Origin of the sequence: Streptomyces sp. NPDC051310 (genome assembly GCF_044455245.1) — a bacterium.
Lineage (GTDB): Bacteria > Actinomycetota > Actinomycetes > Streptomycetales > Streptomycetaceae > Streptomyces.
This window is the reverse complement of record NZ_JBITEO010000005.1, coordinates 135,881-161,996: the sequence shown is the minus strand read 5'-3', so window position 1 is coordinate 161,996 and position 26,116 is coordinate 135,881. Positions and strand designations below refer to the sequence as shown.

Below are 26,116 nucleotides of genomic sequence, written 5' to 3'. Positions count from 1 at the left end.
CCGGCTCGTAGAGTCGGCCCGTGGATCTCTTGCGCCACCTGCGCCTCTTCGTCGTCGTGGCGGAGGAGCTGCACTTCAGTCGCGCCGCCGACCTGCTCGGCATGGCCCAGCCCCCGCTCAGCCAGGCCGTGCGCCGGCTGGAGAAGGACCTCGGCACCGAGCTGTTCGACCGCTCGCGCCGCCAGGTGGAGCTCACGCCCGCCGGCGCGGTGCTGCTCGACGAGGCGCGCGAGCTGCTGGCCCGGGAGGAGCGCCTGCGGGTGCTCGTGCGGCGCGCCGCGGAGGGCGACCTCGGTACGCTCCGGGCCGGCGTACCGCCGGAGACGCCCGCCCCGGTGCTGCACGCGCTGCTCGCCGCCTGCGCGCGGCACGCGCCGGGGCTGCGCGTGGACCTCCAGGAGGTGACGACCGGCGAGCAGGTGCGGGCCCTCGCCGCGGGCGGGCTCGACGTCGGCCTGGTCCACCGGCCGGTGGACGTCACCGACCTGGCCACCGGGCCGGAGGTACGGCTGGAACTGGGCGTCGTCCTGCCCCGCACCTCGCCGCTCGCCCGCCTCCCCGAGGTGGCGCTCGCCGATCTGGCCGGGCACGACCTGGTGCTGTTCCCCCGGGCGACGGCTCCCGGCTGGTACGACGAGACCCTCGAAACCTGCCGGCGGGCGGGGTTCGAGCCCGGGCGGGTACGGCACGCCCGGAACCCGGAGTTCCTCATCGGTCTGGTGCTGGCCGGGTACGGGGTGGCCTTCGACCAGGGGCCGATCGCCCGCAAGGAGCCGCGCGTGGCGTGGCGTCCGCTGGCGGGACGGCCGCTCGTCCGGCGGGTGGCGCCGGTGTGGCCGGCGCGCGGCGGGCACCCGGCGGCCCGGCGCTTCGCGGAGCTCGCCGCACAGGTGCTGGCCCGCGACACGGCCGGCTCGGTCTTCCGCGGCGACACCGATGACGGTGGCGGTGACGGGGCCGGCGGCGGTGACGGGGCCGGTGGCGGTGCCGGTCGCGGCACGGACGCGCTGCCTCCGCGGCCCTGGTCGGTGGTGTACGGCTGATCGGGTTGGCTCTGCGGCCGGACCGCTTGGCCGCCGGGGCCAGGCGGTACGGGTGGCGACATGAGCGCTACGACCCGACCCCTCCGTATCCGTGCCGTCGCCGCCGTGTGCGCCCTCGCCGGCTCGGCGGCGCTGGTCACCGCCTGCGGGAACGACGAGGCGGCCCGGGCCGGGGCCGTCGCCGCCGCGCACGCGACGCCGAGCCCGCCGTTCACCCGGGACCAGGCCGACCGCAAGGCCCTCGTGCCGGCGGCCGAGGTCCCCTGGGACAAGGCCGCCGCCACGGCGCTCGCGGAGGTCCCACAGGGCCGGCTCGCCAGGATCGGGCTGGAGCGCGCGGGCACCGACCGGGAGACCGGGAGCCCGCGCCCCGGCACGCCGAACCCGTTCGACCCGAGCCCGGTCACCCCGACCCCCGGAAGCCCGAGCCCCGGCAGCCCCACCCCCGGCACGCCCGTGTGGACCGCCGGGGTCGCCACCCCCGACGGCACCGTCCGTACGGTCCTGGTGGACGCCGCCACCGGCCGGGCGGCGCAGTCGCGGATCGACCCCGACCAGGACGCCGACGACAAGCGGGAGCTCACCGCCCGGCTCGACCGGGCGAAGCAGACGCCCCAGCAGGCGGCCGGAACCGCCACCGGCAAGAAGAAGGGCACCGTCACCGCGGTCGAACTGGACGAGGACGACGCGGGCACCCTCATCTGGTCGGTCGACGTCGTCACCCCGGAGGACTGGTACAAGACCACGTTCGAGATCGACGCGGTCAGCGGCAAGATCCTGCGCGAGCACGTCGACCGCGACTGACGGGCCCCGCGGGGACCCGCCGGAACGGCGTCAGTTCAGCATCGCCCGGGCCGCCCGCGCCAGCTCCCGGACCTGCGCCGCCGCCACCGGCTCGACGGCGTCCACGACCTCCGCGTACGCGTCCATCTCCACCGCCCCCGTGAGGAAGTCGCCCCGCTGGATGAGCAGCTGGGCGCGCTCGTAGCGCAGCCGCGCCGGGTGCGCGGGCAGCAGCAGGGACAGGTCGACCGCCCACAGGGCGATGTGCGAGCACTCGGGACGGGCCGCGGCCCAGGCGCGGATGTTGTTCAGGATCCGCAGCACGATGTCGAGCGGGTCGGCGGGCCTCAGCATCGACGGCCGCAGCTGCTCCCCGGTCGCCCCCGCCACCAGCAGCTCCACGTCCGTGCCGGTCAGCGGCCGCCCCCGGTCGAACGGGTCCACCAGCACCTGCTCGTCCGGGTCTCCCGCCGGGTCGCCGAAACCGACGACGAAGTGGCCGGGCAGCGCCACCCCGTACACGGGCGCGCCCGCTCGGCGGGCGACCTCGATCCACACGACGGACAGCAGGATGGGCAGCCCCCGGCGCCGTCGCAGCACCTCGGGCAGCAGCGAGGACTCCAGCCGCTGGTAGTCGCCGGGCGTGCCGTGGAAGCCGCACCGCTCACCGAGCAGACCGGCGAGCGCGGCCGCCCAGGCGCGCGGGCTCTTCGGGCCGTACGGCACCAGGCCGGCCAGCCGGTCCAGCTCGATCTCCGCCGCGTCCATCCCCGCCTCGCCCAGCTCCGGGTCGGCCTCCGCGCCCACCAGCAGGCACAGCGAGGCGAGGTCGGGCCGCTCCTCGCGGGCCTCCTCGGCGAACCGGCGCCGCCACTCGGTCATGTGCTGCATACCGCTCACGTACCCGATCCGGGGGCGCGGAAGTGGTGGTAGAGGTGATGGAGTGCGAAACCCATCCCGTCGTACAGGGCGCGGGCGCCGCCGTTGTCCGCCTCCACCTGCAGCCACGCGGCGGACGCCCCCTCGTCGAGGGCGCGCCGCGCCAGCGCGGCCATGACCGCCGTGGCCAGCCCCTGGCGCCGGTACGCCGGGTCCACCTCGACCGCCATGAAGCCGGCCCACCGCCCGTCGACCACGCACCGCCCGATCGCGGCGGGGACCCGCCCGGTGCTCGGCACGGAGGCGAACCACACCGACGGCCCGCCGCCCAGCACCGCGCGCACCTCGGGACCGGGCCGCGCGGAGCGGTTGTACCGCCGCAGCCACGCCTCGTCGAAGGCGCGCGCCACGACCACGTCCCCGGCGTCGCGGTCCGCCACCGGCGCCAGCGCCCCGACCCGTACCTCCGCCGTCACCTCGCGCCGCCAGCCCCGCTCCTCCAGCGCCGCGCACAAGCGTTCCTGCGTGGCCTCGCCCCCGGTAGCCGTCTGGATGTACGCGGGCAGGCCCCGCTGTCCGTACCAGTCGCGCACCCGGGCGAGCGCCGCGTCCAGCGGCATGCCGGGATCGCCCAGCGGCAGCGCCGAGTTGGCCCGCCGGGTGAATCCCGTGCGGCGCCCGCCCGCCGGGCCGTGCGGGGTGCCCTCGTCGTCCGGCGCCGCCGCGACCGCGGCCCGCAGCGTCCACTGGCCGAGCGGCTCGCTCTCCACCGGCGGCCAGGCCCGCGCCATCACGGGCGCCAGCTCCGCGAAGTCCGCGGCGGGCCCGCGCCGGCGGGCCGGGGCGGCGGGCACCACCTTGCCCGCGACCAGCGACGATTCCGGGATTCGGACGGACTCCCCGGTACGTCGTGTGATCAGCAGCACACCCTTGTCCCATGATGTGAGAACACCCACCGTGTCGGTGAACGTCCCACGCTCCGTCCCGGAGTCGCTCAACCGACGGACGGAGACGCGTTTGCCCACGTCGGAAGGCGTAATGCGGATCTCCAGGCGTCCGCCGGCAGCGAATTCCACAGCTCTCTCCGCCCCTCTTGTTCGGATCGTTACCAAGAACGGAGATACTAGGTGCGGGCATCGACGACGCCGCGCTCCCGCGCAAGCCAGAGCCCTACCAAGGAGGAACGACAGCGTGACCTACGTCATCGCACAGCCTTGTGTCGACGTGAAGGACAAGGCGTGCATCGAGGAGTGCCCCGTCGACTGCATCTACGAGGGCCAGCGGTCCTTGTACATCCACCCGGACGAATGCGTCGACTGTGGTGCTTGTGAGCCGGTCTGCCCGGTCGAGGCGATCTTCTACGAGGACGACACTCCCGAGGAGTGGAAGGACTACTACAAGGCGAACGTCGAGTTCTTCGACGACCTGGGTTCGCCGGGTGGTGCCTCGAAGCTCGGCCTGATCGAGCGCGACCACCCGTTCATCGCCGCGCTTCCGCCGCAGAACGGCTGACGGCGCGCCCTCGGTCCCGTACGGCCCCGCCGCTGTACGGGACCGACGCGTTTGCGTACCCGGCGCCCCGCCGCAGTAGAGAAAGAGAGCCCGCACCGTGTCCCCCGTCTCTTCGCGCCTGCCCGTCTTCCCCTGGGACAAGCTGGAGCCGTACAAGCGGACGGCCGCCGCGCACCCGGACGGGATCGTGGACCTGTCCGTCGGTACGCCGGTGGACCCGGTCCCCGAGCTGATCCGGCGTGCCCTGGTCGACGCGGCCGACTCGCCGGGCTATCCGACGGTGTGGGGCACCGCCGCGCTGCGTGACGCGCTCACCGGCTGGTGCGAACGGCGCCTGGGGGCGCGCGGGATCGCCCACACCGAGGTCCTGCCGGTGGTCGGGTCCAAGGAGCTGGTGGCCTGGCTGCCCACCCAGCTGGGCCTGGGCCCCGGGGACACGGTCGCCTACCCGCGCCTGGCCTACCCGACGTACGAGGTCGGGGCGCGGCTGTGCGGCGCGACCCCGGTCGTGTACGACGACCCCACCGAGCTGGACCCGGCCGGGCTGAAGCTGCTGTGGCTCAACTCGCCGTCCAACCCCACCGGCAAGGTCCTCCCCAAGGACGAGCTGATCCGGATCGTGGCCTGGGCGCGGGAGCACGGCGTGCTGGTCCTCAGCGACGAGTGCTACCTCGAACTGGGCTGGGAGGCGGACCCCGTCTCCGTCCTGCACCCCGAGGTCAGCGGCGGTTCGTACGAGGGGATCGTCGCCGTCCACTCGCTGTCCAAGCGCTCGAACCTGGCCGGCTACCGCGCCGCGTTCGTCGCGGGTGACGCGGCCGTGCTCGGCGAGCTGCTGCAGATCCGCAAGCACGGCGGCATGATGACGCCCGCGCCGGTGCAGGCGGCGACGGTCGCGGCGCTCGGCGACGACGCCCACGTGGCCGAGCAGCGGGCCCGGTACGCGGCGCGGCGCGCGGCGCTGCGGGCGGCGCTGGAGTCGCACGGCTTCCGCATCGAGCACAGCGAGGCGAGCCTGTACCTGTGGGCGACGCGCGACGAGCCGTGCTGGCGGACCGTCGCCGACCTGGCGGAGCTGGGGATCCTGGTGGCGCCGGGGGACTTCTACGGCGAGGCGGGGGAGCGGTTCGTACGGGTGGCGTTCACGGCCACCGACGAGCGGGTCGAGGCCGCGGTGAAGCGGCTGGGCTGAGCGGCCCGCCGGCCGACAGCGACGCGAAGGGCCCGGGAAGCACCTGCTTCCCGGGCCCTTCGCGTGTGCCGGTGCGCGCGGGTCAGCGGCCGAGCGCCGGCAGGGTCTTGCCGACCGGCAGCTGGTCGGCCGCCGGCAGCGGGACGCCGCCGAGGGCGTCGGCCGGGGCGGCGGCCGCGGCGCCGCCGACGAGGTCGCCGGCAGTGCCCGCGGCCTCACCCACGGCCTGCCGGGCGGTGGGGGAGGCGGTCGTCCCCGTGCTGGTGACGGTGTCGCCCACGGCGGGCACGGCCTGCGTCACCGCCCCGCCGCCGGCCTCACCGGCCAGGCCGGTGGCGCTGCGGGTGGCGCCGTCGACGGTCCCGGTCACCGCGGCGGTGTCGAGGCTGGACACGCCGGCGAGGTCGGGGGCCTTGGGCAGTTCCACGGCGCTTGCGGAGCCGGCCGCACCGACCACGGGAGCTGCGCCCGCTGCGATCAGCAGCGCGGCACGGGCGATCCGACGGGTCAGGGGGAGGGACATGGTGCTCCTTCGACGGGAGGGGTCGTTGTCTGTGGGCTGTGGTGCCTGTCCGACGATCGGACGCTGTGACAACCGCTCGGAGGCCCGGGAAGGTTGCGGTGACCCAAGGTAAAGAGTTGGTAATGCATCGCATTATCTGCTTCACGCAAAAACGGGCAAACAAGCCGTGGCGTTCGCCCGCGCGGCGCGGCGGGAGAACCGTCACTCCCCAGTGATCGCACGGGAAAGGGAACCGTCACGGAAAACCGGTTCGTGGCCGGTTGAAAGGGGACCTGAAGAGGCCGCGAAAAGCGGAGCGGCTCATTCGGAAGAGTGAATACCGGCGCTACTGTGCGACCCGGATCCGGACCTCGCCGGCGCGTGCCCGGCCCGGCTCGCGGGACTCCTCGGTCCGCCATCCCTCGGCCGACCGTTCGGCGCTCCACACGCGGCCCGCGTACGCCACCTCGGCGAGCCCGAGCGCGTCCGCCTGCGCCACCGCCCACTGCGCCAGCTCCCAGCCCCGCTGCGAGGCACCGCCCGTGCCCCCGCCCTGCGGGCCCGCCGACTCCACCGCCGCCGCCACCGGCACGGCGAGCTCCCGCGCGGCCGCGCCGGCGGCGGGCGCACCGCCCCGCGGCAGCACGTCCGCCCCGAACGACCGCACCAGCTCGGCGCGCACCTTCGCCGGATCGCCCGCCTTGCGGACACCGATACCCCAGGTGCAGGTCAGCGAGGCCGCGGAGCGGCCCGTCAGCGCCGCGGCGAGCAGCGCGGCGTCCGGCTCGTGCTTCGCGTACGCCTGCGGGTAACCGCTGCGCTGCACGCGCTGCGCGGCGACGGTCAGCGGCAGGCGGGAGTATCCGGGGACCTCGGCGAGGCGCTCGTAGAACCGGCTCGCGGAGAAGACCGGGTCGAGGATCTGCTCCTGGGTGCCCCAGCCCTGCGAGGGTCGCTGCTGGAACAGGCCGACGGAGTCGCGGTCGCCGTGCCGGATGTTGCGCAGGGCCGACTCCTGCAGGGCCGTCGCCAGCGCGATGGTCACCGCCCGCTCCGGCATCCCCCGGGTGGTGCCGACGGCCGAGATCGTGGCGGCGTTCGCCGCCTGCTCCGGAGTGAACCGGTAGGTGTTGCTCCCGCTGCCCACCGTGCAGCGCGGGGCGCCCTTGCCGCCCGTCACGTACTGCACGACCACGTACGCGATCAGCGCCAGCAGCACGGCGAGCGCGGTGACGATCCTGAGGCTGCGGGGTCGGCTGGACTCGGACACGCAGCCCACCGTACTGGAGGCCCGGGATAGGCTCGGCATCATGTCCGAGACCATGCCCGACCGCGTACTCGACCCCTCCGCCGACCCGGTGCTGGACCTGACCCTGGACGGTCCGGCACTGACCGCCGCACTCGTCGACTTCCCCTCGGTCAGCGGCACCGAGAAACCCCTCGCCGACGCCATCGAGCAGGCCCTGCGGGCCCTTCCGCACCTCACCGTCGACCGGTACGGCAACAACGTCGTCGCCCGGACGCGGCTGGGACGGGCCGAGCGGGTCGTGCTGGCGGGACACATCGACACCGTGCCGATCGCGGACAACGTCCCCTCCCGCCTCGACGGGAACGGGATCCTGTGGGGCTGCGGCACCTCGGACATGAAGTCGGGCGTCGCCGTCCAGCTGCGCATCGCCGCGACCGTGCCGGAGCCCAACCGCGACCTGACGTTCGTCTTCTACGACAACGAGGAGGTCGCCGCCCACCTGAACGGGCTCGGGCACGTGGCCGAGGCGCACCCCGAGTGGCTGGAGGGCGACTTCGCGGTGCTGCTGGAGCCGTCCGACGGCCAGGTCGAGGGCGGCTGCCAGGGCACCCTGCGGGTCCACCTGCGGACCAGGGGCGAGCGGGCCCACTCGGCGCGCAGCTGGATGGGGTCCAACGCCATCCACGCCGCCGCGCCGGTCCTCGCCCGGCTCGCCGCGTACGAACCGCGGCGCGCGGTGATCGACGGGCTGGAGTACCGGGAGGGGCTCAACGCCGTCGGCATCGAGGGCGGCGTCGCCACGAACGTCATCCCCGACGCCTGCACCGTCGTGGTCAACTTCCGCTACGCGCCCGACCGCTCCCCGGAGGAGGCCGAGGCGCACGTGCGGGAGGTCTTCGCGGACTGCGGCGTCGACGAGATCGTGGTGGACGACCACAGCGGCGCGGCCCTGCCCGGCCTGTCGCACCCGGCCGCGGCGGCCTTCATGGAGGCGGTGGGCGGCACCGCGCAGCCGAAGTTCGGCTGGACGGACGTGTCCCGGTTCAGCGCCCTCGGCGTGCCTGCGGTCAATTACGGCCCCGGCGACGCGCTCTACGCGCACAAGCGGGACGAGCACGTGGCCGTCGACCGGATCACCCACTGCGAACGGCGGCTGTACGACTGGCTCACTGCCTGACCACCGTAATTTCGCCATTCGTCATGCGCGTCGCCCTACCCTGAGCGGGAAACGATGTTCAGCGGAGGGAGCAGATCATGGGCAACCCCGAGGCCGAGGCCGAAGGACTGCGGGCGCTCGCGGAACAGCGGCTGGGGCCGGTGCTGCGGCGCCGGGAGCAGGTGCAGCCCGGCACCACCGATCAGCGGCTGCTGGACACGGCGGGCGACTCCGAGTGGGTGCACACCGACCCGTGGCGGGTGATGCGCATCCAGTCCGAGTTCGTGGAGGGCTTCGGCGCGCTCGCCGAACTGCCCAGCGCGATCAGCGTCTTCGGCTCGGCCCGCACCCCGGTCGGCACGCCGGAGTACGAGGCGGGCGTCAGGATCGGCAAGGCGCTGGTGGAGGCGGGCTTCGCGGTGATCACGGGCGGCGGCCCGGGTGCGATGGAGGCCGCGAACAAGGGCGCGCGGGAGGCCAAGGGCATCTCGGTGGGCCTGGGCATCGAGCTCCCCTTCGAACAGGGGCTGAACCCGCACGTCGACATCGGCGTCAACTTCCGCTACTTCTTCGTCCGCAAGACGATGTTCGTGAAGTACGCGCAGGGCTTCGTCGTCCTCCCGGGCGGCCTCGGCACGCTGGACGAGCTCTTCGAGGCCCTGACCCTCGTCCAGACGCGCAAGGTGACCCGCTTCCCGATCGTGCTCTTCGGTACGGAGTACTGGTCGGGCCTGGTCGACTGGCTGCGCAACACGGTCATCGCGCAGGGCAAGGCGTCGGAACGCGACCTGCTGCTCTTCCACGTGACGGACGACGTGGACGAGGCGGTCGCGCTCGTCACCAAGGAGACGGGCAGCGAGCACCCGCGCTGACCCTCCCGCCGCCGCGGGCGCGGGCACCGGCCCCCGCCCGCGGCGCGCCGCCGGGCGGACGGGCCGTCGCGGGCGGTGTCCGGGCCAGCCCCCGGCGGGCGACCGCCGGCGCGGCGCAGTGCCTAGGCCAGGCCCCGGCGGGCGACCGCCGGCGGGCGCCGGCCGGCGATGGACGCGACCATGTCGAGGACCTGCCTGGTCTCCGCCACCTCGTGCACGCGGTAGACCTGCGCGCCCAGCCACGCCGACACCGCCGTGGTCGCGAGCGTGCCGAGGACGCGCTCCTTGACGGGCTTGTCGAGCGTCTCGCCGACGAAGTCCTTGTTCGACAGCGACACCAGCACCGGCCAGCCGGTGGCCGTCATCTCGCCCAGACGGCGCGTCGCCTCCAGGCTGTGCCGGGTGTTCTTGCCGAAGTCGTGGCCGGGGTCGATGAGGATGGCGTCCCGCCGCACCCCGAGTTCCAGGGCCCGTTCCGCCAGACCCACCGTCACGCGCAGGATGTCGGCCATCACGTCGTCGTACTCGACCCGGTGCGGCCGGGTACGCGGCTCCGCGCCGCCCGCGTGCGTGCAGACCAGGCCCACGCCGTGGCGCGCGGCGACCTCCGCCAGCTTCGGGTCCACCCCGCCCCACGCGTCGTTCAGCAGGTCCGCGCCGGCCTCGCAGACCGCCTCGCCGACCTCGTGCCGCCAGGTGTCGACGCTGATCACCACGTCCGGGTGGCGCCGGCGCACCTCGGCGACGAAACCCACCGTGCGGCGGGCCTCCTCCTCGGCGGTCACCTCCTCGCCGGGGCCGGCCTTCACCCCGCCGATGTCGATGATGGCGGCGCCCTCCGCCACGGCCTGCTCGACCCGGGCGAGCGCCGGCTCGTCGCGGAACGTGGCGCCCCGGTCGTAGAAGGAATCCGGGGTCCGGTTCACGATCGCCATGATCACCGGCTCGTGCGCGTCGAATTCACGCTGTCCCAGGCGCAGCATCCCGTTGTCCTCCTCGCGTTCGGTCGCCTGCGACCTTAGCCGCCGGTGGCACATGGCACGATCGGGGCCAGACCGTTTTCCGCTTCCCGGGAGAGGCAGCCCTGTGTTCTGGTTCTTGATGATCGCGATGGTCGTGGTGATCGCCGCGGTCACCCTCGCGGTGGTCGGCGGCGGCGAGAGCGACGTCCTTCCCGAGGCGGCGCCCGAGCAGCTGGTGGACCCGCTGCCGCTGACCCGGCCGGTCGGCCGCGCCGACGTCGACGCGCTGCGGCTGCCGGTCGCCCCGCGCGGGTACCGGATGGCGGACGTGGACGACGTGCTCGGCCGGCTCGGCGCGGAGCTCGCCGAGCGGGACGCGCGGATCGCGGAGCTGGAGGCGGCGCTGGCCGGGGCGCAGGCGACGGCGGTGGGCGGGGCGGACCTGTTCGACAAGGAGCCGGACCGCCCGGCCGGCGAGGACGAGGACCGGGGGCGGGAGCAGTGACCGGGGAGGCCGTGCCCGGCCCGGACGGGAAACCGCGCTGCCCGTGGGGCGTGTCCACGCCGGACTACGTCGCGTACCACGACGAGGAGTGGGGCCGTCCCGTCCGCGGCGACGACGCGCTCTTCGAACGGCTCTGCCTGGAGGCGTTCCAGTCGGGCCTGTCTTGGATCACGATCCTGCGCCGCCGTGAAGGCTTCCGCCGCGCCTTCGCCGGCTTCCGCATCGCGCAGGTCGCCGCCTTCACCGACGCGGACCGCGAGCGGCTCCTCGCCGACGAGGGCATCATCCGCAACCGCGCCAAGATCGACGCGTGCCTCGCCAACGCGCGCGTCCTGGCGGACTGGGCCCCCGGCGAGCTGGACACGCTGATCTGGTCGCACGCCCCCGACCCGGCCGGCCGGCCGGTGCCCCGCACGATCGCCGATGTACCGGCCGTGACGGACGAGTCCACCGCGCTGTCGAAGGCCCTGAAGAAGCGGGGGCTGCGCTTCATCGGGCCCACGACGGCGTACGCGCTGATGCAGGCCTGCGGGCTGGTCGACGACCACCTCGCCGGCTGCGCCGCCCGCGGCGGGGCAGCCGTCTGAGTCCAGCCCGCCGGGACAGCCGTATGCGCTAGCGGCCCAGGTACGCCGGCTTCTCCTTGGCGAGGAAGGCCTGGACCGCGATGGTGTGGTCCTCCGACGCGCCCGCCTTCGTCTGGAGCTCGTCCTCCTTCGCCAGCGCCTCGTCGAGCGTGTGCGACGCGCCGTACGCGAGGGACTCCTTCAGCGCCGCGTACGCGACCGTCGGGCCCGCGGCCAGCGTGCGGGCGACCGCCTGCGCCTCCGCGGCCACGTCCGCCGCCGCGACCAGCTTGTTCGCGATGCCCAGCTCGTACGCCTCCTGCGCCTTGACGGAGCGCGGGAAGAGCAGCAGGTCCGCGGCGCGGCCCGGGCCGACCACGCGGGGCAGCGTCCAGGAGATGCCCGAGTCGGCGGTCAGCGCCACCCCGGCGAAGGAGGTGTTGAACGACGCCGTGTCGGCCACGACCCGGTAGTCGGCCGCCAGCGCGAAGCCGAAGCCGGCGCCCGCGGCCACCCCGTTCACCCCCGCCACCACCGGCTTCGCCATGCCGGTGATCGCCCGGACGATGGGGTTGTAGTGCTCCCGCACGGTGCTCATCGTCGCGCCCGAGCCGTCGGCCAGCAGCGAGATGTGCTCCTTGAGGTCCTGGCCCACGCAGAAGGCCCGGCCCGTCGCGGTCAGCAGCACCGCCCGCACCGCCGTGTCCTCGGCGGCCGCGTGCAGCGCGTCCCGCAGCGCCACCTTGGCCTCGATGTTCAGTGCGTTCATGGCCTCCGGCCGGTTGAGCGTGATCGTCGCGAGCCCGTCGCTCAGCTCGTACAGCACGGTGTCGGCCATGGCAGGTGGTCCCCTCGGTCGTTGACGGTGGTGTTCCGCCCAGCATGGCGGAGATCATCGTGTCCCGGCACGCCCCCGCATGTGACCTGCGTCAAAGAAACTCCGGGCCCGGTGCGAGCTGCGGCGGCGAAGTATCGCAGGCGGACCGCCGAAATATGCGGTTTTGCGAGAGCGCGTTGCGCAAGCGATGCCGTCCGATGTTGGTCATCGGGTCCCGCCATGCGGGATAATGACCTGGAAGCAATGTGTTCGATGCCGGTGATGCGTGCCCATGCCAGAGGGCCGTCGGCGACGATGAGCTGGTTTCAGGAAGGGGAACGAGCATGGCGGCCATGAAGCCGCGGACGGGCGACGGCCCGCTCGAGGTGACCAAGGAGGGGCGGGGCATCGTCATGCGCGTTCCGCTCGAAGGCGGCGGTCGACTTGTCGTCGAGCTGACCCCGGACGAGGCCGACGCGCTCGGCGACGCGCTGAAGAAGGTCGTCGGCTGAGCTGACGCGCACTGCCCACGGTTTTCCCCACAGCCCCGGAAACGGCTTCGGCCGGGCCGGGGCTGTGGTGCGTTCCGGCCCCGGGCCGGCCGCGCGGGACCGGCCGGAGGGCGGCGGCGGGTCAGCCCCGCCGGACCGCGCACAGCAGGCCGTCGCCCACCGGCAGCAGCGACGGCAGCAACTCCTGGCTCTCCCGTACGGTCCGCAGCAGCTCGCGCAGCCGCTGCACCTCGGCCGGCTGCGCCCCCGAGTCGACGGTGCGGCCGTCCGCGAAGACGCCCTCGAAGCAGACCAGCCCGCCGGGACGCAGCAGACGCAACGATTCAGCGAGGTACTCCAGGCACTCCGTACGGTCGCCGTCGCAGAAGACGAGGTCGTACCCGCCGTCCGCCAGCCGGGGCAGCACGTCCAGGGCCCGGCCCGGGATGAAGCGCGCCCGGTTGCCGGCGAAGCCCGCCGCCCGGAACGCCTGCCGGGCGAACTGCTGCCGGTCCGGCTCGGGGTCCACCGTCGTCAGGACGCCGTCCGGGCGCATGCCGTGCAGCAGGTAGATGCCGGACACCCCGGTCCCGGTCCCGATCTCCGCCACCGCCTTGGCGTCCGCCGTGGCCGCCAGCAGACGCAGCGCGGCGCCGGTGCCTGGCGACACCGAGGGCAGCCCTGCCTCCCGGGCCCGCTCACGGGCCCAGCGCAGCGCTTCGTCCTCGGCGACAAAGGCGTCGGCGAACGCCCAGCTCGTCTGCCGGTTGGCGGTAATGACCCTCTCCTGTCCCCGTAGTTGGCGCAACGGTGACTGTATCCGCTCGGGGCCGGGAACCCGCAGATGGGACTGTGCGTTGGGGGAGGCAGAGGGACCAAGACACGGGAGACGGTCCCAAATTCACGTAAAGATTCTTATCCGGAGCTAACGGGCGAGGTGGCTATGGTAGGGGCTCCACTGGACACCACCAGAGCCGACAGGGGAGGTGCGGCTGCGCCTGTGGATCGGAGAGGAGTGCTGCGGCGCTTCCTCAGGTCGGCGGGTGAGCCGAAATCCGTGACCGACACTGCTGACCGCCCCCACAGCCTTGCCGGCGTGGGAGGGACCCGAACCCGCACCTCCGACGACTCCGCACCCGCCACCGCGACCTTCGCCTCGGATGCGGAATCGCAGGCGTGGGCTCCCCCTTCCTGGGAGGAGATCGTCAGCACCCACAGCGGCCGCGTCTACCGCCTCGCGTACCGCCTGACCGGCAACCAGCACGACGCCGAGGACCTCACGCAGGAGGTCTTCGTCCGCGTCTTCCGCTCCCTGTCGACGTACACCCCGGGTACGTTCGAGGGCTGGCTGCACCGGATCACCACCAACCTCTTCCTGGACATGGTCCGCCGCAAGCAGCGGATCCGGTTCGACGCGCTCGGCGACGACGCGGCGGAGCGGCTGCCCAGCCGTGAGCCGTCCCCCCAGCAGGTCTTCCACGACACGCACTTCGACGCCGACGTCCAGCAGGCGCTGGACACCCTCGCGCCGGAGTTCCGTGCCGCGGTCGTGCTCTGCGACATCGAGGGACTGTCGTACGAGGAGATCGCCGCGACCCTCGGCGTGAAGCTCGGCACCGTCCGCAGCCGCATCCACCGCGGCCGCTCCCACCTGCGCAAGGCGCTCAAGCACCGGTCGCCCGAGGCGCGCGCCGAACAGCGCACGTTCGTGGCCGTCGGAGGGGAGGGCGGAACGGCGTGAGTGGCATCAGTCCGACCCCCGCCGAGCAGCACCTGGGCGACCGGCTCGCCGCGCTGGTCGACGGCGAGCTCGGTCACGACGCCCGTGAGCGCGTCCTCGCGCACCTGGCCACCTGTGCCAAGTGCAAGGCCGAGGCCGACGCCCAGCGCCGGGTGAAGAGCGTCTTCGCCCAGGCCGCCCCACCGCCGCCCTCCGAGGGGCTGCTCGCACGCCTCCAGGGGTTGCCCGGGGGTGCTCTCGACGGCGATGACGACGACGGCCGGGGGAGGGGCGGGCCCTTCGGGTCCAGACCCTTCGCCGACGGCGTCTTCGAGATGAGCGCCGACGGCTTCGTGCTGCCCGGCGGCCCCGGCTTCCGCATCCACGAGGTGGGGCGCCCGGCGGACCGCTCGCCGTGGCGCGGACGGCGGTTCGCCTTCGCCGCCGCCAGCGCGGTGTCGTTCGCGGCGATCGCCCTGGGCGGCGCGCTGCCGACGGCGGCCACGCCCGACGCCCGCGGCGAAGGCAGCAACAACGTCACCCCGCTGCGGACCCCCGGCCAGTCGGCGAACGCCGCGGCCGAGCGCCGCCGCGGCACCGGCGCCGGCAACGGCACCACCGCTCCGCTCCCCGCCGTTCGGGCCTCGCAGGGGCGGCAGTCGGGAGCCCACCCCTTTCTCCCGGCGGCGGCACTGAGCAACGCCGCCGCACCGCTGACGCCGCTGCTCCACCTCGCCCCCGCGCCGGGGCTGACGCCGGCGGCCACCGCCGGCGCCACCGCACCGGCCCCGTCGCCCGGCGTGCTGCCGCTGATCGCCCGGCGCTGACAGGACCCTGCGCAAGGCCGGCCGGACCTGGTTGAATCCATGCGCAGGGCGCCCGAGGGGGCGCGGACGGGTCAGCAGCGCGGTAGCGGGGAGCACATGAACGACGGGAAGCCCACCGGTTCTCAGCCCACATGGTGGAGCCGTCCGGCCCGCCCTGCCCGGGCGGCGGCCACCGCGCCCACGGTCCCGCACCCCGCGCCGCCGCTGTCCCTGACGAAGCCCGCGCCGGCCGGCGCTCCGGCGGAACCGCAGGCCCCGGCCGCGGCGGGTTCCGCGGAGCCCGTACCCCGCCCCACCGAGCCGGCACCCGCGGCCGCGGGCCCCGCGCCCGCCGCCCCGCCGCTGCACGCGCCCGACGAGTACCGCACGCCGCCCTACGGCGAGCCCGGGCCCTGGGCGCCCGCGCCGCCCGTGCAGCGGCCGGTCGCCACCCCGCCGCACGGCACCGCGGTGCCCGCCGCGCCCCCGGCGTACGGCACGCCGCAGCCCTCGCAGTGGATCCAGTACGACCCCTGGAGCAGCTCCGGCGGGCGGCCCCAGCCGCTGACGAGCGCCGGTGCGCCACCTGCCCGCACGGCCCCGCGCCGAGGAGCGTGGCTGGTCGGGGCGCTGCTGCTCGCCCTGCTCACCGGTGTGCTCGGCGGCGGCGTCGGCGCGTACATCGAGCGCAACGGCGGGCTCACCACCGTCGAACTGCCGCAGGCCGGCCGCGAGGACACCGGCCGCGCGCCCGACAGCGTGGCCGGGATCGCCGCCAGCGCCCTGCCCAGCGTCGTCACGCTCCACGTGAGCGGCGGCGGCGAGCAGGGCACCGGCACCGGCTTCGTCCTGGACGAGCGCGGCCACATCCTGACAAACAACCACGTGGTGGACCCCGCCGGTACCTCCGGCGACATCACCATCACCTTCAGCAGCGGCGAGACGGCCGCCGCCCGGCTCATCGGCAAGGACAGCGGGTACGACCTCGCCGTCGTCCAGGTCACCGGCGTGTCCAACCTCAAGCCGCTGCCGCTCGGCAACTCCGACAACGTCCGCGTCGGCGACCCCGTCGTGGCCATCGGCGCGCCCTTCGACCTCCAGAACACCGTGACCTCCGGCATCATCAGCGCCAAGGAGAGGCCCATCACCGCGGGCGGCCGGAAGGGCGACGGCAGCGACGTCAGCTATGTCGACGCGCTCCAGACCGACGCCCCGATCAACCCCGGCAACTCGGGCGGCCCGCTGGTCGACTCCCACGCCCGCGTCATCGGCATCAACAGCGCCATCCGCGCCGCCGACAGCGGTTCCGGCCCCGAGGGCGGACAGGCCGGGTCGATAGGGCTCGGCTTCGCCATCCCCATCAACCAGGGCAAGCGCGTCGCCGAGGAGCTGATCAACACCGGCAAGGCCACCCACCCGGTCATCGGGGTGAGCCTCGACATGAAGTACAGCGGCGACGGCGCCCGGGTGGGCGAGAAGGCCCAGGACGGCAGCGCCTCCGTCATCGCCGGCGGCCCCGCCGCCAAGGCGGGCGTCCGGCCCGGTGACGTCATCACCGAGGTCGACGGCCGGCGGGTGCACAGCGGTGAGGAGCTCATCGTCAAGATCCGCGCCCACCGCCCCGGCGACCGGCTGGAGCTGACCCTGCAGCGCGGCGGCAAGGAACTGACGAAGACGCTGACCCTGGGTTCGTCCACCGGTGACTGAACCGCCGCCCGGCGGTCATCGCCCGGTACCGTCCCGTCGGCCGGGCCAGGTACCGTGGAGCGGGCCCCGGGCCCTGGCAACCGGACCCCGAGAAGGAGCGGCAAGGTGTTCAACGACATAGGCGCATTCGAGCTCGTGGCGCTCGTGGTCCTTGCCGTGCTCATTTTCGGCCCGGACAAGCTGCCGAAGGTCATCCAGGACGCGGCCCGCTTCATCCGCAAGATCCGCGCGTTCTCGGAGAACGCGAAGCAGGACATCCGCAGCGAGCTCGGCCCCGAGTTCAAGGACTTCGACTTCGAGGACCTGAACCCCAAGACGTTCATCCGCAAGCAGCTCGCCGAGAACGAGGACCTCAGGGAGATCCGTACCGGCTTCGATCTCAAGAAGGAGATCAACGAGGTGGCCGGCGCGGTCAACGACCGCGGCGACTCCTCCGTCCCGGCGCCCGCCGGCGGCCCCGCGGGCGGACCGGACCTGCTGAAGAAGCGGGACCTGCCCGAGCAGGGCGAGCGTCCCCCGTTCGACGCCGACGCCACCTGACCGCAGGTCTTCCCGATCCGCGCCCCGCGAGGTGGCTAAGCTCTCCCTCTGTCCACGTATCGAGGAGGCGGCCGGACAGATGGAGACGACAAGTCGGGTAGGGGCGCAGGGTGCTGCGCCCGGTGCCAGATCCGCCGAGGGGGTGCCCAAGGCCCGGCGCACGGTCGACGGCTACCTGCGCGCGCCCTTCCCGTGGTACGGACTTGACGAGGCGTTCACCGGCCCGCGCTGGCTGATGCAGGTCGGCACCTCCGCGGACGGCACCGTCCAGCACGGTTCCACCGGCCACGGCGACGAGCCGGCGATACGGCCCGAGGCGATCGGCGCCCCCGCCGAGCGGGAGCGCTTCGCGGTCGTCGTCACGGTCGCCGCGAGCCCCGTACGGCGCAGCGGCGACGGCACGGGCGTGCTGGACGCCACCACGGTCTCCTCCGCCGCCTGGCTGGCCGGCTCGGGGCTCCTCGCGTACACCTGGCCGCCCCAGCTGGACCACACGCTGCGGGACGACTGGCTGGACCAGCAGACGGAGGCCGCCTTCGTGCTGGCCGACGACCTGAGCGGCCGGGACTGGACGACGCTGTCGCTGCCGGTCGACGGGGTGCCGATGCCGTTCCACTACCGCGAGTCCGAGTTCGGCTGGGTGCTGGCCGGCACGACCCGCGCGGGCGTCCACCTGGGCGCGTACGGGCGGGGCATGAGCGCGTACGGGCTGGGCTTCGCGGTCGTGCAGGACATCGCGGCGTACGCCTAGGCCCGCAGGGCCGGTCGCGGAAAGGGCCCGCACGCATGCCGTGCACGGCGAAGGGGCGGCCCGAGGGCCGCCCCTTCGCCGCGGGTGCGCTCAGAACTTGTTGCGCGGGGTGATGCCCAGCGACATGCCCGACAGACCGCGCTGGCGGCCGCCCAGCTTGCCCGCGATGGTGCGCAGCGCGGCGCCCGCCGGCGAGTCCGGGTCGCTCAGGACGACCGGCTTGCCCTCGTCGCCGCCCTCGCGCAGCCGCACGTCGATCGGGATCTGGCCCAGCACCGGCACGGTGGCGCCTGTGGTGCGGGTCAGGCCGTCGGCGACCTTCTGGCCCCCGCCGGTGCCGAAGACGTCGACCATCTCGTCGCAGTGCGGGCACGGCAGGCCCGACATGTTCTCGACGACGCCCACGATCTTCTGGTGGGTCTGCACGGCGATGGAGCCGGCGCGCTCGGCGACCTCGGCCGCCGCCTGCTGCGGTGTGGTGACGACCAGGATCTCGGCGTTGGGGACGAGCTGCGCGACGGAGATCGCGATGTCGCCGGTGCCCGGGGGCAGGTCGAGCAGCAGGACGTCCAGGTCGCCCCAGTACACGTCCGCGAGGAACTGCTGGAGCGCGCGGTGCAGCATCGGGCCGCGCCAGACCACCGGCGCGTTGCCGGGGGTGAACATGCCGATGGAGATGACCTTCACGCCGTTCGCCGACGGCGGCATGATCATGTTCTCGACCTGGGTGGGGCGGCCGTCCGCACCGAGCATGCGCGGCACGCTGTGCCCGTAGATGTCCGCGTCCACGACCCCGACCTTCAGCCCGTCGGCGGCCATCGCCGCGGCCAGGTTCACGGTCACGGAGGACTTGCCGACGCCGCCCTTGCCGGACGCCACCGCGTAGACGCGGGTCAGCGAGCCGGGCTTGGCGAACGGCACCTCGCGCTCGGCGGTGGTGCCGCGCAGCGCGGCCGCGAGCTCCTTGCGCTGCTCGTCGCTCATCACGTCGAGCGTGACGTCGACGCCGGTGACACCCTCGACCCGCGACACGGCCTCGCTCACGCGCGCGATGATCGTCTCGCGCATCGGACAGCCGGAGACCGTCAGATACACGGTGACGGCGACCGCGCCGTCCGCCCCGATCACCACCGACTTGACCATGCCGAGTTCGGTGATCGGCCGGTTGATCTCGGGGTCGTTCACCGTCGCCAGTGCTTCGCGCACCGCGTCTTCCGTAACCATATGGAGATGGTACGGCGCCGCACCCGGCCGCCGGAAAGCCTCTCAGCGGTCGGGTTCGTCACTTCCGCGCGCCGCCGGGTCCTGCCGTTCGGCGATCCCGCGGACCAGGTCCTCCAGCTCGGAGCGGATCCAGTCGCGCGTGGCGACCTCTCCGAGGCCCATGCGCAGTGCGGCGATCTCCCTGGTCAGGTACTCGGTGTCGGCGATCGAGCGCTCGTTCTGCTTGCGGTCCTGCTCCTGCGTGACCCGGTCCCGGTCGGCCTGCCGGTTCTGCGCGAGCAGGATCAGCGGAGCGGCGTACGACGCCTGCAGGGAGAGCATCAGCGTCAGGAAGATGAACGGGTACTCGTCGAACCGCAGCCGGTCGGGCGCGGAGACGTTCCACAGCACCCACACGATGACGACCGCGGTCATCCAGACGAGGAACCGGCCGGTCCCGATGAAGCGGGCGATCCGCTCCGACAGCCGCCCGAACGCCTCGGGGTCGTACTCCGGCAGCAGCCGCGGCCGCCGGATGCGCGGCTGGTCCAGCCGGATGCGGGGCGCCGGGCGCTCACCCTGCCGGTCGAGCGCCATGCGCGACCTCCCCGCCCGGCTCGTGCTCGAACTCGGTCTCCCGCCAGTCCTCGGGCAGCAGGTGGTCCAGGACGTCGTCGACGGTGACCGCGCCGAGCAGGGACCCGCTGTCGTCCACGACCGGGGCGGCCACCAGGTTGTAGGCGGCGAGGTAGCTCGTCACCGCGGGCAGCGGGGTGTCCGGGGTGAGCGGCGCCAGGTCGGTGTCCACGATCGCCGACACGAGGGTGAACGGCGGATCCCGCAGCAGCCGCTGGAAGTGCACCGTGCCCAGGAACTTCCCGGTCGGCGTCTCGTCCGGCGGCCGGCACACGTACACCTGCGCAGCGAGCGCGGGGGACAGGTCCTGCCGGCGCACGCGCGCGAGCGCGTCGGCGACGGTCGCGTCGGGGCGCAGCACGATCGGCTCCGTGGTCATCAGACCGCCCGCGGTGCGTTCCTCGTACGCCATGAGCCGGCGCACGTCGGCGGCGTCGTCGGGCCGCATCAGCGTCAGCAGCCGCTCCTTGTCCTCCTCGGGCAGCTCGGACAGCAGGTCGGCGGCGTCGTCCGGGTCCATCGCCTCCAGGACGTCCGCGGCCCGCTCCTCCTTGAGCTTGCCGAGGATCTCGACCTGGTCGTCCTCGGGCAGCTCCTCCAGCACGTCGGCGAGACGGTCGTCGTCGAGGGCGGCGGCGACCTCGGAGCGCCGCTTGGGGGAGAGGTGGTGCAGCACGTTGGCGAGGTCGGCCGCGCGCATCCGCTCGAAGGTGGCGACCAGGCTCTCCGCGCCCTGCCCGTGCTCCTCCAGCGAGAAGCCGGTGACGGCGGACCACTCGACGGTCAGCGTCTCGCCCTTGCGGCGCAGCGCCCCGCCGCCGCCCCGCCGGACGAAGACCTTGTCGATCTCCCATTCGCGGCGGGCCGGGAGCTGCTGGACGGAGACGTCCAGGACGGTCACCTCCGAGCCGTCCTCGACCAGCCGGACCCGGCGGTCGAGCAGCTCGCCGAGGACCAGGCGCTCGGTGGGGCGCTGCTCGAAGCGGCGCACGTTCAGCACCCCGGTGGTGATGACCTGGCCGGACTCGATGCCGGTCACCCGCGTCATGGGCAGGAAGATCCGGCGCCGGCCGATCACCTCGACGACCAGGCCCAGCAGGCGGGGCGGCCGGCGCCCGACGCGCAGCATCGCGACGAGGTCGCGGACGCGGCCGACCTGGTCGCCGTTGGGGTCGAAGACGAGGACGCCGGCGAGGTGCGAGACGAAGACGCGGGGTGCGCCTGCCACCATGCCGCACACCTCCTCGTCCGCCGGAAAACACAGGGTTCGTGCCGATTCAGGCTAGCCCGTCCTGGTGCGGGTCGCCCAGGCAGGGCGTCCGTCCGGCTCTCTGGCGAACGGCGCAGACGGCACGGGTACGCTGCGGTCTCACGATCTCCCACAGGCAGACGAGAGGCAGTGCGCAGGTGACCGCTCTCCCCCCGGCTTCGCGTGCCCGCCGGGCAGTCCGGGCATCCCTTCCCGTCGCACTCTGCGCCGGGCTGACCGCGGTGCTCACCGCGTGCGGTGAGGATCCGGACGAAGGGACCAACGGGGTGGGCAAGCTGTCCGCCACCGAGATCGAGGCCAAGGCGCAGGGCGCCGCGGACACCGCGAAGGCGGTACGGCTGTCCGGGACGCTCGTCAGCAAGGGCGGCACGTACAAGCTGAACATGCGGCTCAACGAGACCGGGGCGATCGGTTCGGTCGTCACCAGGACCAGCACGTTCGAGCTGCTGCGCGTCGGCGACGCCCTGTACCTGAAGGCCGACGCGGACTTCTGGACCCATGCGGAGAACGCCGGGGGCGACGAGCCCGCCGAGTCGGACCTGACGGCGGCGGACAAGCTCGACGACAAGTACGTCGTCGTCCCGCAGGACGACCCCTCCTACAAGCAGCTGCGCGGCTTCACCGAGAAGAACGTGCTGCTGGACGGCTTGCTGGAGCTCCACGGCGAGGTGGTCAAGGGCGACCGCGACAAGGTCGGCGGCATCCGCACGATCAAGGTCGCGGGCGGCGCACAGGGTGAGGGCGGCACGCTGGACGTCTCCCTGGAGGGCACCCCGTACCCCGTGCAGTTCGCCCGCGGCGGGGGTGCGGGCGTGGTGGTCCTGTCCGACTGGAACCAGGACTTCGCGCTGCGGGCCCCCGCGAAGGAGGAGACGGTCGACTACGGCCGCCAGCTCCCCCGCACCAGCGACTGACCCCGCCGCACCCGCGCCCGGAGCGCGTGGTCAGCGCTTGCGGCGCTTGAGGAGCAGGCGCGGGAGCGCCGCCGGGACGGGCCGGCGCGTGGTGACCGGGGTGGGCAGCGGGACCGCCGCCAGGGAGCCGTCCGGGTGGGCCGTCGTCACGCCCCGCGGGTCCAGCCGCAGCAGCCGGCACTCGCGCGCCCAGCGCTCCGTCATCGTCTCGGCGTCCGGGGCGTTCAGCCGCTTGCCCTTCAGCTCGTCGGCCGCGGCCTGCCACGCCTCCGAGCCGGGCGCCAGCTCGCTCACCGCGGCGGTCCAGGCGACGACCCGTCCGCCCTTGTCCTTGCTGCGCACGGTCACCTCGGCGGTGGCGCCGTCCATGAGCCCCGGCAGCGGCTGCTCGCCGGGACCGTCGCCCAGGACGTGCGCCGCGCCGTCGTGCCACACGTGCCACACAGCACGGGCCGGGCCCTCGCCCCGTACCCAGATGAGGCCGGACTTCTTGGTGGCCTCCTCGACGAGGGCCTGGTCGAGCAGCGTTTCCGAAGTCATGCCCGCAGCTTAGAACCTTCCGCGCTACAGCCAGCCGTTGCGCTTGAGGGTGCGGTGGATCGCGAAGCAGATGACCGAGATCCCGACCAGCACCAGCGGGTAGCCGTACTTCCAGCGCAGCTCCGGCATGTAGTCGAAATTCATGCCGTACACCCCGCACACCGCCGTCGGCACGGCGATGATCGCCGCCCACGAGGTGATCTTGCGCATGTCCTCGTTCTGCGCGACCGTCGCCTGCGCCAGGTTCGCCTGGAGGATCGAGTTCAGCAGCTCGTCGAAGCCGACGACCTGCTCCTGGACGCGGGCCAGGTGGTCGGCGACGTCCCGGAAGTACTTCTGGATGTCGGGGTCCACCAGCCGCATCGGCCGCTCGCTCAGCAGCTGCATCGGGCGCAGCAGCGGCGAGACCGCCCGCTTGAACTCCAGCACCTCGCGCTTGAGCTGGTAGATCCGTCCGGTGTCGGTGCCCCGGGTGGAGCCCTTCGTCGGCGGCGAGAAGACGTCGATCTCGATCTGGTCGATGTCGATCTCCACGGCGTCGGCCACCGCGATGTAGCCGTCCACCACGTGGTCGGCGATGGCGTGCAGCACGGCCGACGGGCCCTTCTCCAGGAGCTCCGGCTCGCCCTCCATGCGGTGCCGCAGGTTGCGCAGGGACCCCTGGCCGCCGTGCCGGACGGTGATCACGAAGTCCCGTCCGGTGAAGCACATCACCTCGCCGGTCTCCACGACCTCGCTGGTGGCGGTGAGCTCGGCGTGGTCCACGTAGTGGATCGTCTTGAAGACGGTGAACAGGGTGTCGTCGTACCGCTCCAGCTTCGGCCGCTGGTGGGCGTGGACCGCGTCCTCCACGGCGAGCGGGTGCAGCCCGAACTCGGCGGCGATACCGGCGAATTCGGCCTCCGTCGGCTCGTGCAGCCCGATCCACGCGAAGCCGCCGCCCTCGCGGACCTGCTGCATGGCCTCACGCGGCGTCAGACACGCCTCGTCCTTCAGGCGGCGGCCGTCGCGGTAGACGGCGCAGTCGACGACGGCGCTCGACGCCGAGGGGTCGCGGGTCGCGTCGTAGGAGTTGTACGCGTTGTACGGGGCGCCGGTGCGCTTGCGCAGCGAGGGGCGTACCGCTGCGCGCAGGTCACGGATCATCGACATGGCTGGCTCCTTCACGGAGAGGCCGTCGGCGAGGCGCGGAGATGCCGGCGCAGCCCGGAATGGGGACGTGTGACGGGAACACTCCCAGTGGAGCTCCGGGGGAGCGCACGTCCGCAAAGCGGGCGGCACCGCGGATCGCTCGCGGTGACGGCGTTCGCTACAGACAGGCAAAAACGGGTGCTCTTCCGTCGTGCGCGTCGCCATGTGCACGGAGCGGCGGGCGTGCCTCAGCTCACAGAGAAAGGCCGCGGACGGGAGAACGGTTGGTACTGCACGATCGACTTCGATCCACCGCAGCCCCACCTCCTCCGGCCGGTCCCCCGTGGGGGATGACGTGTCGTCGGGACTGGAACGCGTCCCCCAGCTGCTGCTGGGACGTGCCCGCAGACACGCATTCCCGACCAGCGGCCAAGACTATCAGCCGACTGAGGGTCAATCCCTTTCTTTGCCCATTCCATACGCGTCTTATGCTCGCTGGATGGAAGAAGTTCTTGCACTGGTCGAGGCCCGGCTGCGCACGGCCCTCGGCGAGCCCGACGCGCGTGCCGCGGTGACCTTCCTCGGCACGGACCGCATCGAAGTGCTCCGCTTCACCGAGGCCGATGTGGTGCGGTACGCCACGCTCGGCATGTCGGCCCAGCCGATGGCCGACCCCACGGCGGTGCTCGCCGACCCGGTCAAGGGCCCGCGCGCGGAGCTCGTCCTCACCGTGCGGGCGGGACTCGCCGACACCGACAAGGTGCTGCGCCCGCTCGCCGTCCTCGCCGCCTCGCCGCAGGTGGAGGGTGTGGTGGTGGCGCCGGGTGCGTCCCTGGACGTGGGTGAACCGCTGTGGCCGGGCGCGCCGTTCAGCTCCGTGCTGGTCGCGGAGTCCGGCGGGCTCGTCGAGGACCTGGAGCTGGACGCGCCGAGGGATCCGGTGCGGTTCCTGCCACTGCTGCCGATGACACCCAACGAGGCCGCGTGGAAGCGGGTTCACGGCGCGCAGGCGCTCCAGGAGCGGTGGCTGAACGCCGGTACGGACCTGCGCGATCCGCTGCGCAGGTCCGTAACCCTGGACTGAGCGGCACCCGTTGGCACCGCGCCGCCGCCGGCCGGCGCGGTGCCGGTCAGCCGCCGGCGGGCACCGGCTGCGGCCGCAGGTGCTCCTCCGCCGCACGGGTGAGCGAGCGCCGCCGTACGAGGACGACGAGCGCGCCGGTGAGGGCCGCGAGACCCGCGACCGCGAACGGCATGCGCACGTCGCTCCACTCCTCGATCCGCGGCGCGAGCCAGGGCGCCGCCGCGGCCGCGAACCAGCGCACGAAGTTGTACCCGGCGCTGGCGACCGGTCGCGGCGCGTCCGACACGCCGAGGGCCAGTTCGGTGAAGACGGTGTTGTTCATGCCGATGAAGGCGCCGGACAGGATCGTGCAGACGATCGCCGTGGTGCGGTCGCCGTACCCGAGGACGACGACGTCGGCGGCGAGCAGCATCAGTGAGGTCCCGAGCACCTTCAGCGACCCGAACCGCTCCTGCAGCCGCGGCGCGACCAGCACGGAGAACACGGCGAGCAGCACGCCCCAGGCGAAGAAGACCGCGCCGGACCGGTACGGCGTCATGTCCAGCACGAACGGCGTGAACGCCAGGACCGTGAAGAAGGCGTAGTTGTAGAAGAACGCGGCGGCCGCGGCCGAGGCGAGCCCGCCGTGGCCGAGCGCCTTCAGCGGGTCGAGCAGCGCCGTCCGGCGGGCGGGCCGGGGCTGCTCGGTCAGGAACGCGGCGATGCAGAGGAAGCCGACCGCCATCAGCGCGGCCGTGCCGAAGAAGGGGTAGCGCCAGCTGGCGTCCCCGAGCACGGCCCCGAGCAGCGGTCCGCAGGCCATGCCGAGGCCGAGCGCCGACTCGTACAGCAGGATCGCCGCCGCGCTCCCGCCGGCCGCCGCGCCGACGATCACGGCCAGCGAGGTGGAGACGAACAGGGCGTTGCCGAGCCCCCAGCCGGCCCGGAAGCCGACCAGCTCGCCGACCGAGCCGGACGTCCCGGACAGGGCGGCGAAGACGATCACGAGCGCGAGCCCGGCGAGGAGCGTGCGGCGGCCGCCGACACGGCTGGAGACGAACCCCGTGAGCAGCATCGCGACGGCGGTGATCAGGAAGTACGAGGTGAACAGCAGCGAGACCTGGCTCGGTGTGGCGTCGAGGCCCTGCGCGATCGACGGCAGGATCGGGTCGACGAGGCCGATGCCCATGAAGGCGACGACGGACGCGCCGGCGGTGGCCCAGACGGCCCGCGGCTGGCGCAGGATGCCGCGCGCCCCTTCGTCGAAGGGATCCTCTGAGCGCATGGGTGGTGTCCTTTCGCTCCG

General features: G+C 73.5%; 29 protein-coding genes. 16 read left to right on the top strand and 13 right to left on the bottom strand.

Going from position 1 to position 26,116, the window contains the following annotated elements:
* Positions 1–20 precede the first annotated feature (20 nt).
* Together ACIA79_RS09815 and ACIA79_RS09810 are read left to right on the top strand one after the other, a co-directional pair.
* Entirely contained in the window at positions 21–1,043 is a 1,023-nt protein-coding gene (locus tag ACIA79_RS09815; protein WP_399427638.1) for a LysR family transcriptional regulator, read from the top strand.
* A 60-nt stretch (positions 1,044–1,103) separates the two neighbouring features.
* Positions 1,104–1,847: a PepSY domain-containing protein gene (locus ACIA79_RS09810; RefSeq protein ID WP_399427637.1), complete on the top strand. Its 744-nt coding sequence runs from the start codon at positions 1,104–1,106 to the stop codon at positions 1,845–1,847.
* 30 nt (positions 1,848–1,877) lie between these two features.
* Here the strand turns inward: ACIA79_RS09810 and ACIA79_RS09805 are convergent, their stop codons facing one another.
* Both ACIA79_RS09805 and ACIA79_RS09800 read right to left on the bottom strand, forming a co-directional pair.
* Positions 1,878–2,717: a tetratricopeptide repeat protein gene (locus ACIA79_RS09805; protein WP_399427835.1), complete on the bottom strand. Its 840-nt coding sequence runs from the start codon at positions 2,715–2,717 to the stop codon at positions 1,878–1,880.
* Between the two features lie 5 nt (positions 2,718–2,722).
* Complete coding sequence (locus ACIA79_RS09800) at positions 2,723–3,781, bottom strand: GNAT family N-acetyltransferase (protein WP_399427636.1); 1,059 nt, start codon at positions 3,779–3,781, stop codon at positions 2,723–2,725.
* A 115-nt stretch (positions 3,782–3,896) separates the two neighbouring features.
* Here ACIA79_RS09800 and fdxA point away from each other — a divergent pair, with 115 nt between their 5' ends.
* On the top strand, positions 3,897–4,217 hold the full coding sequence (gene fdxA, locus ACIA79_RS09795) for a ferredoxin (RefSeq protein ID WP_031078476.1): 321 nt from the start codon (positions 3,897–3,899) through the stop codon (positions 4,215–4,217).
* Between the two features lie 97 nt (positions 4,218–4,314).
* Positions 4,315–5,409: a bifunctional succinyldiaminopimelate transaminase/glutamate-prephenate aminotransferase gene (locus ACIA79_RS09790; RefSeq protein ID WP_399427635.1), complete on the top strand. Its 1,095-nt coding sequence runs from the start codon at positions 4,315–4,317 to the stop codon at positions 5,407–5,409.
* 82 nt (positions 5,410–5,491) lie between these two features.
* On the opposite strand, the gene ACIA79_RS09785 is transcribed toward ACIA79_RS09790, so the two are convergent.
* Positions 5,492–5,932 carry an ATP-binding protein gene (locus tag ACIA79_RS09785; protein WP_399427634.1) on the bottom strand — a complete coding sequence of 147 codons (441 nt, stop codon included), beginning with the start codon at positions 5,930–5,932 and terminating at the stop codon, positions 5,492–5,494.
* A 325-nt stretch (positions 5,933–6,257) separates the two neighbouring features.
* Positions 6,258–7,190, bottom strand: coding sequence for a hypothetical protein (locus tag ACIA79_RS09780; protein ID WP_399427834.1), 933 nt, complete (start codon positions 7,188–7,190; stop codon positions 6,258–6,260).
* Positions 7,191–7,221: 31 nt separating this feature from the next.
* Between ACIA79_RS09780 and dapE the strand changes: the two genes are divergently transcribed.
* Both dapE and ACIA79_RS09770 read left to right on the top strand, forming a co-directional pair.
* Positions 7,222–8,337, top strand: a complete 1,116-nt coding sequence (dapE, locus tag ACIA79_RS09775) for a succinyl-diaminopimelate desuccinylase (RefSeq protein WP_399427633.1) — start codon at positions 7,222–7,224, stop codon at positions 8,335–8,337.
* Between the two features lie 77 nt (positions 8,338–8,414).
* Positions 8,415–9,188: a TIGR00730 family Rossman fold protein gene (locus tag ACIA79_RS09770; RefSeq protein WP_399427632.1), complete on the top strand. Its 774-nt coding sequence runs from the start codon at positions 8,415–8,417 to the stop codon at positions 9,186–9,188.
* A gap of 122 nt (positions 9,189–9,310) precedes the next feature.
* On the opposite strand, the gene folP is transcribed toward ACIA79_RS09770, so the two are convergent.
* Positions 9,311–10,171 (bottom strand): dihydropteroate synthase, encoded by an 861-nt coding sequence (gene folP / locus ACIA79_RS09765; RefSeq protein ID WP_399427631.1) that lies wholly within the window; start codon positions 10,169–10,171, stop codon positions 9,311–9,313.
* Between the two features lie 103 nt (positions 10,172–10,274).
* Here folP and ACIA79_RS09760 point away from each other — a divergent pair, with 103 nt between their 5' ends.
* Both ACIA79_RS09760 and ACIA79_RS09755 read left to right on the top strand, forming a co-directional pair.
* Positions 10,275–10,655 (top strand): hypothetical protein, encoded by a 381-nt coding sequence (locus ACIA79_RS09760; RefSeq protein WP_399427630.1) that lies wholly within the window; start codon positions 10,275–10,277, stop codon positions 10,653–10,655.
* Positions 10,652–11,242, top strand: a complete 591-nt coding sequence (locus ACIA79_RS09755; protein ID WP_399427629.1) for a DNA-3-methyladenine glycosylase I — start codon at positions 10,652–10,654, stop codon at positions 11,240–11,242. Before ACIA79_RS09760 ends, ACIA79_RS09755 begins: the two co-directional genes overlap by 4 nt.
* 28 nt (positions 11,243–11,270) lie before the next feature.
* On the opposite strand, the gene ACIA79_RS09750 is transcribed toward ACIA79_RS09755, so the two are convergent.
* The gene (locus ACIA79_RS09750; RefSeq protein WP_399427628.1) at positions 11,271–12,059 is read right to left on the bottom strand and encodes an enoyl-CoA hydratase/isomerase family protein; all 789 of its coding nucleotides are present in this window, start codon (positions 12,057–12,059) and stop codon (positions 11,271–11,273) included.
* 323 nt (positions 12,060–12,382) lie between these two features.
* Here ACIA79_RS09750 and ACIA79_RS09745 point away from each other — a divergent pair, with 323 nt between their 5' ends.
* A complete protein-coding gene (locus ACIA79_RS09745; RefSeq protein WP_003966491.1) occupies positions 12,383–12,550 on the top strand; it encodes a DUF3117 domain-containing protein in 168 nt (55 codons plus the stop codon).
* Positions 12,551–12,671: 121 nt separating this feature from the next.
* On the opposite strand, the gene ACIA79_RS09740 is transcribed toward ACIA79_RS09745, so the two are convergent.
* Complete coding sequence (locus ACIA79_RS09740; RefSeq protein WP_399427627.1) at positions 12,672–13,337, bottom strand: O-methyltransferase; 666 nt, start codon at positions 13,335–13,337, stop codon at positions 12,672–12,674.
* A 135-nt stretch (positions 13,338–13,472) separates the two neighbouring features.
* On the opposite strand from ACIA79_RS09740, the gene sigE reads away from it, so the two are divergent.
* The 5 genes from sigE (at position 13,473) to ACIA79_RS09715 (ending at position 18,053) form a co-directional block, all read left to right on the top strand.
* A complete protein-coding gene (sigE, locus tag ACIA79_RS09735) occupies positions 13,473–14,270 on the top strand; it encodes an RNA polymerase sigma factor SigE (protein ID WP_399427625.1) in 798 nt (265 codons plus the stop codon).
* Positions 14,267–15,076, top strand: coding sequence for an anti-sigma factor family protein (locus ACIA79_RS09730; RefSeq protein WP_399427624.1), 810 nt, complete (start codon positions 14,267–14,269; stop codon positions 15,074–15,076). Before sigE ends, ACIA79_RS09730 begins: the two co-directional genes overlap by 4 nt.
* 96 nt (positions 15,077–15,172) lie before the next feature.
* The gene (locus tag ACIA79_RS09725; protein ID WP_399427623.1) at positions 15,173–16,762 is read left to right on the top strand and encodes a trypsin-like peptidase domain-containing protein; all 1,590 of its coding nucleotides are present in this window, start codon (positions 15,173–15,175) and stop codon (positions 16,760–16,762) included.
* A gap of 105 nt (positions 16,763–16,867) precedes the next feature.
* Positions 16,868–17,302: a sec-independent translocase gene (locus ACIA79_RS09720; RefSeq protein WP_399427622.1), complete on the top strand. Its 435-nt coding sequence runs from the start codon at positions 16,868–16,870 to the stop codon at positions 17,300–17,302.
* Between the two features lie 79 nt (positions 17,303–17,381).
* Positions 17,382–18,053, top strand: a complete 672-nt coding sequence (locus tag ACIA79_RS09715) for a hypothetical protein (RefSeq protein ID WP_399427621.1) — start codon at positions 17,382–17,384, stop codon at positions 18,051–18,053.
* 90 nt (positions 18,054–18,143) lie between these two features.
* Here ACIA79_RS09715 and ACIA79_RS09710 read toward each other — a convergent pair whose 3' ends face one another.
* From ACIA79_RS09710 to ACIA79_RS09700, 3 genes are read right to left on the bottom strand one after another with little or no spacing between them, the layout of a single operon-like run.
* Entirely contained in the window at positions 18,144–19,277 is a 1,134-nt protein-coding gene (locus ACIA79_RS09710; protein ID WP_399427620.1) for an Mrp/NBP35 family ATP-binding protein, read from the bottom strand.
* Positions 19,278–19,319: 42 nt separating this feature from the next.
* Complete coding sequence (locus ACIA79_RS09705; RefSeq protein WP_399427619.1) at positions 19,320–19,853, bottom strand: DUF1003 domain-containing protein; 534 nt, start codon at positions 19,851–19,853, stop codon at positions 19,320–19,322.
* Entirely contained in the window at positions 19,831–21,123 is a 1,293-nt protein-coding gene (locus ACIA79_RS09700) for a magnesium transporter MgtE N-terminal domain-containing protein (RefSeq protein ID WP_399427618.1), read from the bottom strand. Before ACIA79_RS09700 ends, ACIA79_RS09705 begins: the two co-directional genes overlap by 23 nt.
* Before the next feature lie 176 nt (positions 21,124–21,299).
* Here ACIA79_RS09700 and ACIA79_RS09695 point away from each other — a divergent pair, with 176 nt between their 5' ends.
* Positions 21,300–22,076 (top strand): hypothetical protein, encoded by a 777-nt coding sequence (locus ACIA79_RS09695; protein WP_399427617.1) that lies wholly within the window; start codon positions 21,300–21,302, stop codon positions 22,074–22,076.
* 30 nt (positions 22,077–22,106) lie between these two features.
* Here ACIA79_RS09695 and ACIA79_RS09690 read toward each other — a convergent pair whose 3' ends face one another.
* Both ACIA79_RS09690 and ACIA79_RS09685 read right to left on the bottom strand, forming a co-directional pair.
* The gene (locus tag ACIA79_RS09690) at positions 22,107–22,616 is read right to left on the bottom strand and encodes a hypothetical protein (RefSeq protein ID WP_399427616.1); all 510 of its coding nucleotides are present in this window, start codon (positions 22,614–22,616) and stop codon (positions 22,107–22,109) included.
* Positions 22,617–22,640: 24 nt separating this feature from the next.
* Entirely contained in the window at positions 22,641–23,768 is a 1,128-nt protein-coding gene (locus tag ACIA79_RS09685; RefSeq protein WP_031078515.1) for a magnesium and cobalt transport protein CorA, read from the bottom strand.
* A gap of 478 nt (positions 23,769–24,246) precedes the next feature.
* On the opposite strand from ACIA79_RS09685, the gene ACIA79_RS09680 reads away from it, so the two are divergent.
* Positions 24,247–24,831 (top strand): suppressor of fused domain protein, encoded by a 585-nt coding sequence (locus ACIA79_RS09680; RefSeq protein ID WP_399427615.1) that lies wholly within the window; start codon positions 24,247–24,249, stop codon positions 24,829–24,831.
* A gap of 46 nt (positions 24,832–24,877) precedes the next feature.
* On the opposite strand, the gene ACIA79_RS09675 is transcribed toward ACIA79_RS09680, so the two are convergent.
* The gene (locus tag ACIA79_RS09675) at positions 24,878–26,095 is read right to left on the bottom strand and encodes an MFS transporter (RefSeq protein ID WP_399427614.1); all 1,218 of its coding nucleotides are present in this window, start codon (positions 26,093–26,095) and stop codon (positions 24,878–24,880) included.
* Positions 26,096–26,116 lie beyond the last annotated feature (21 nt).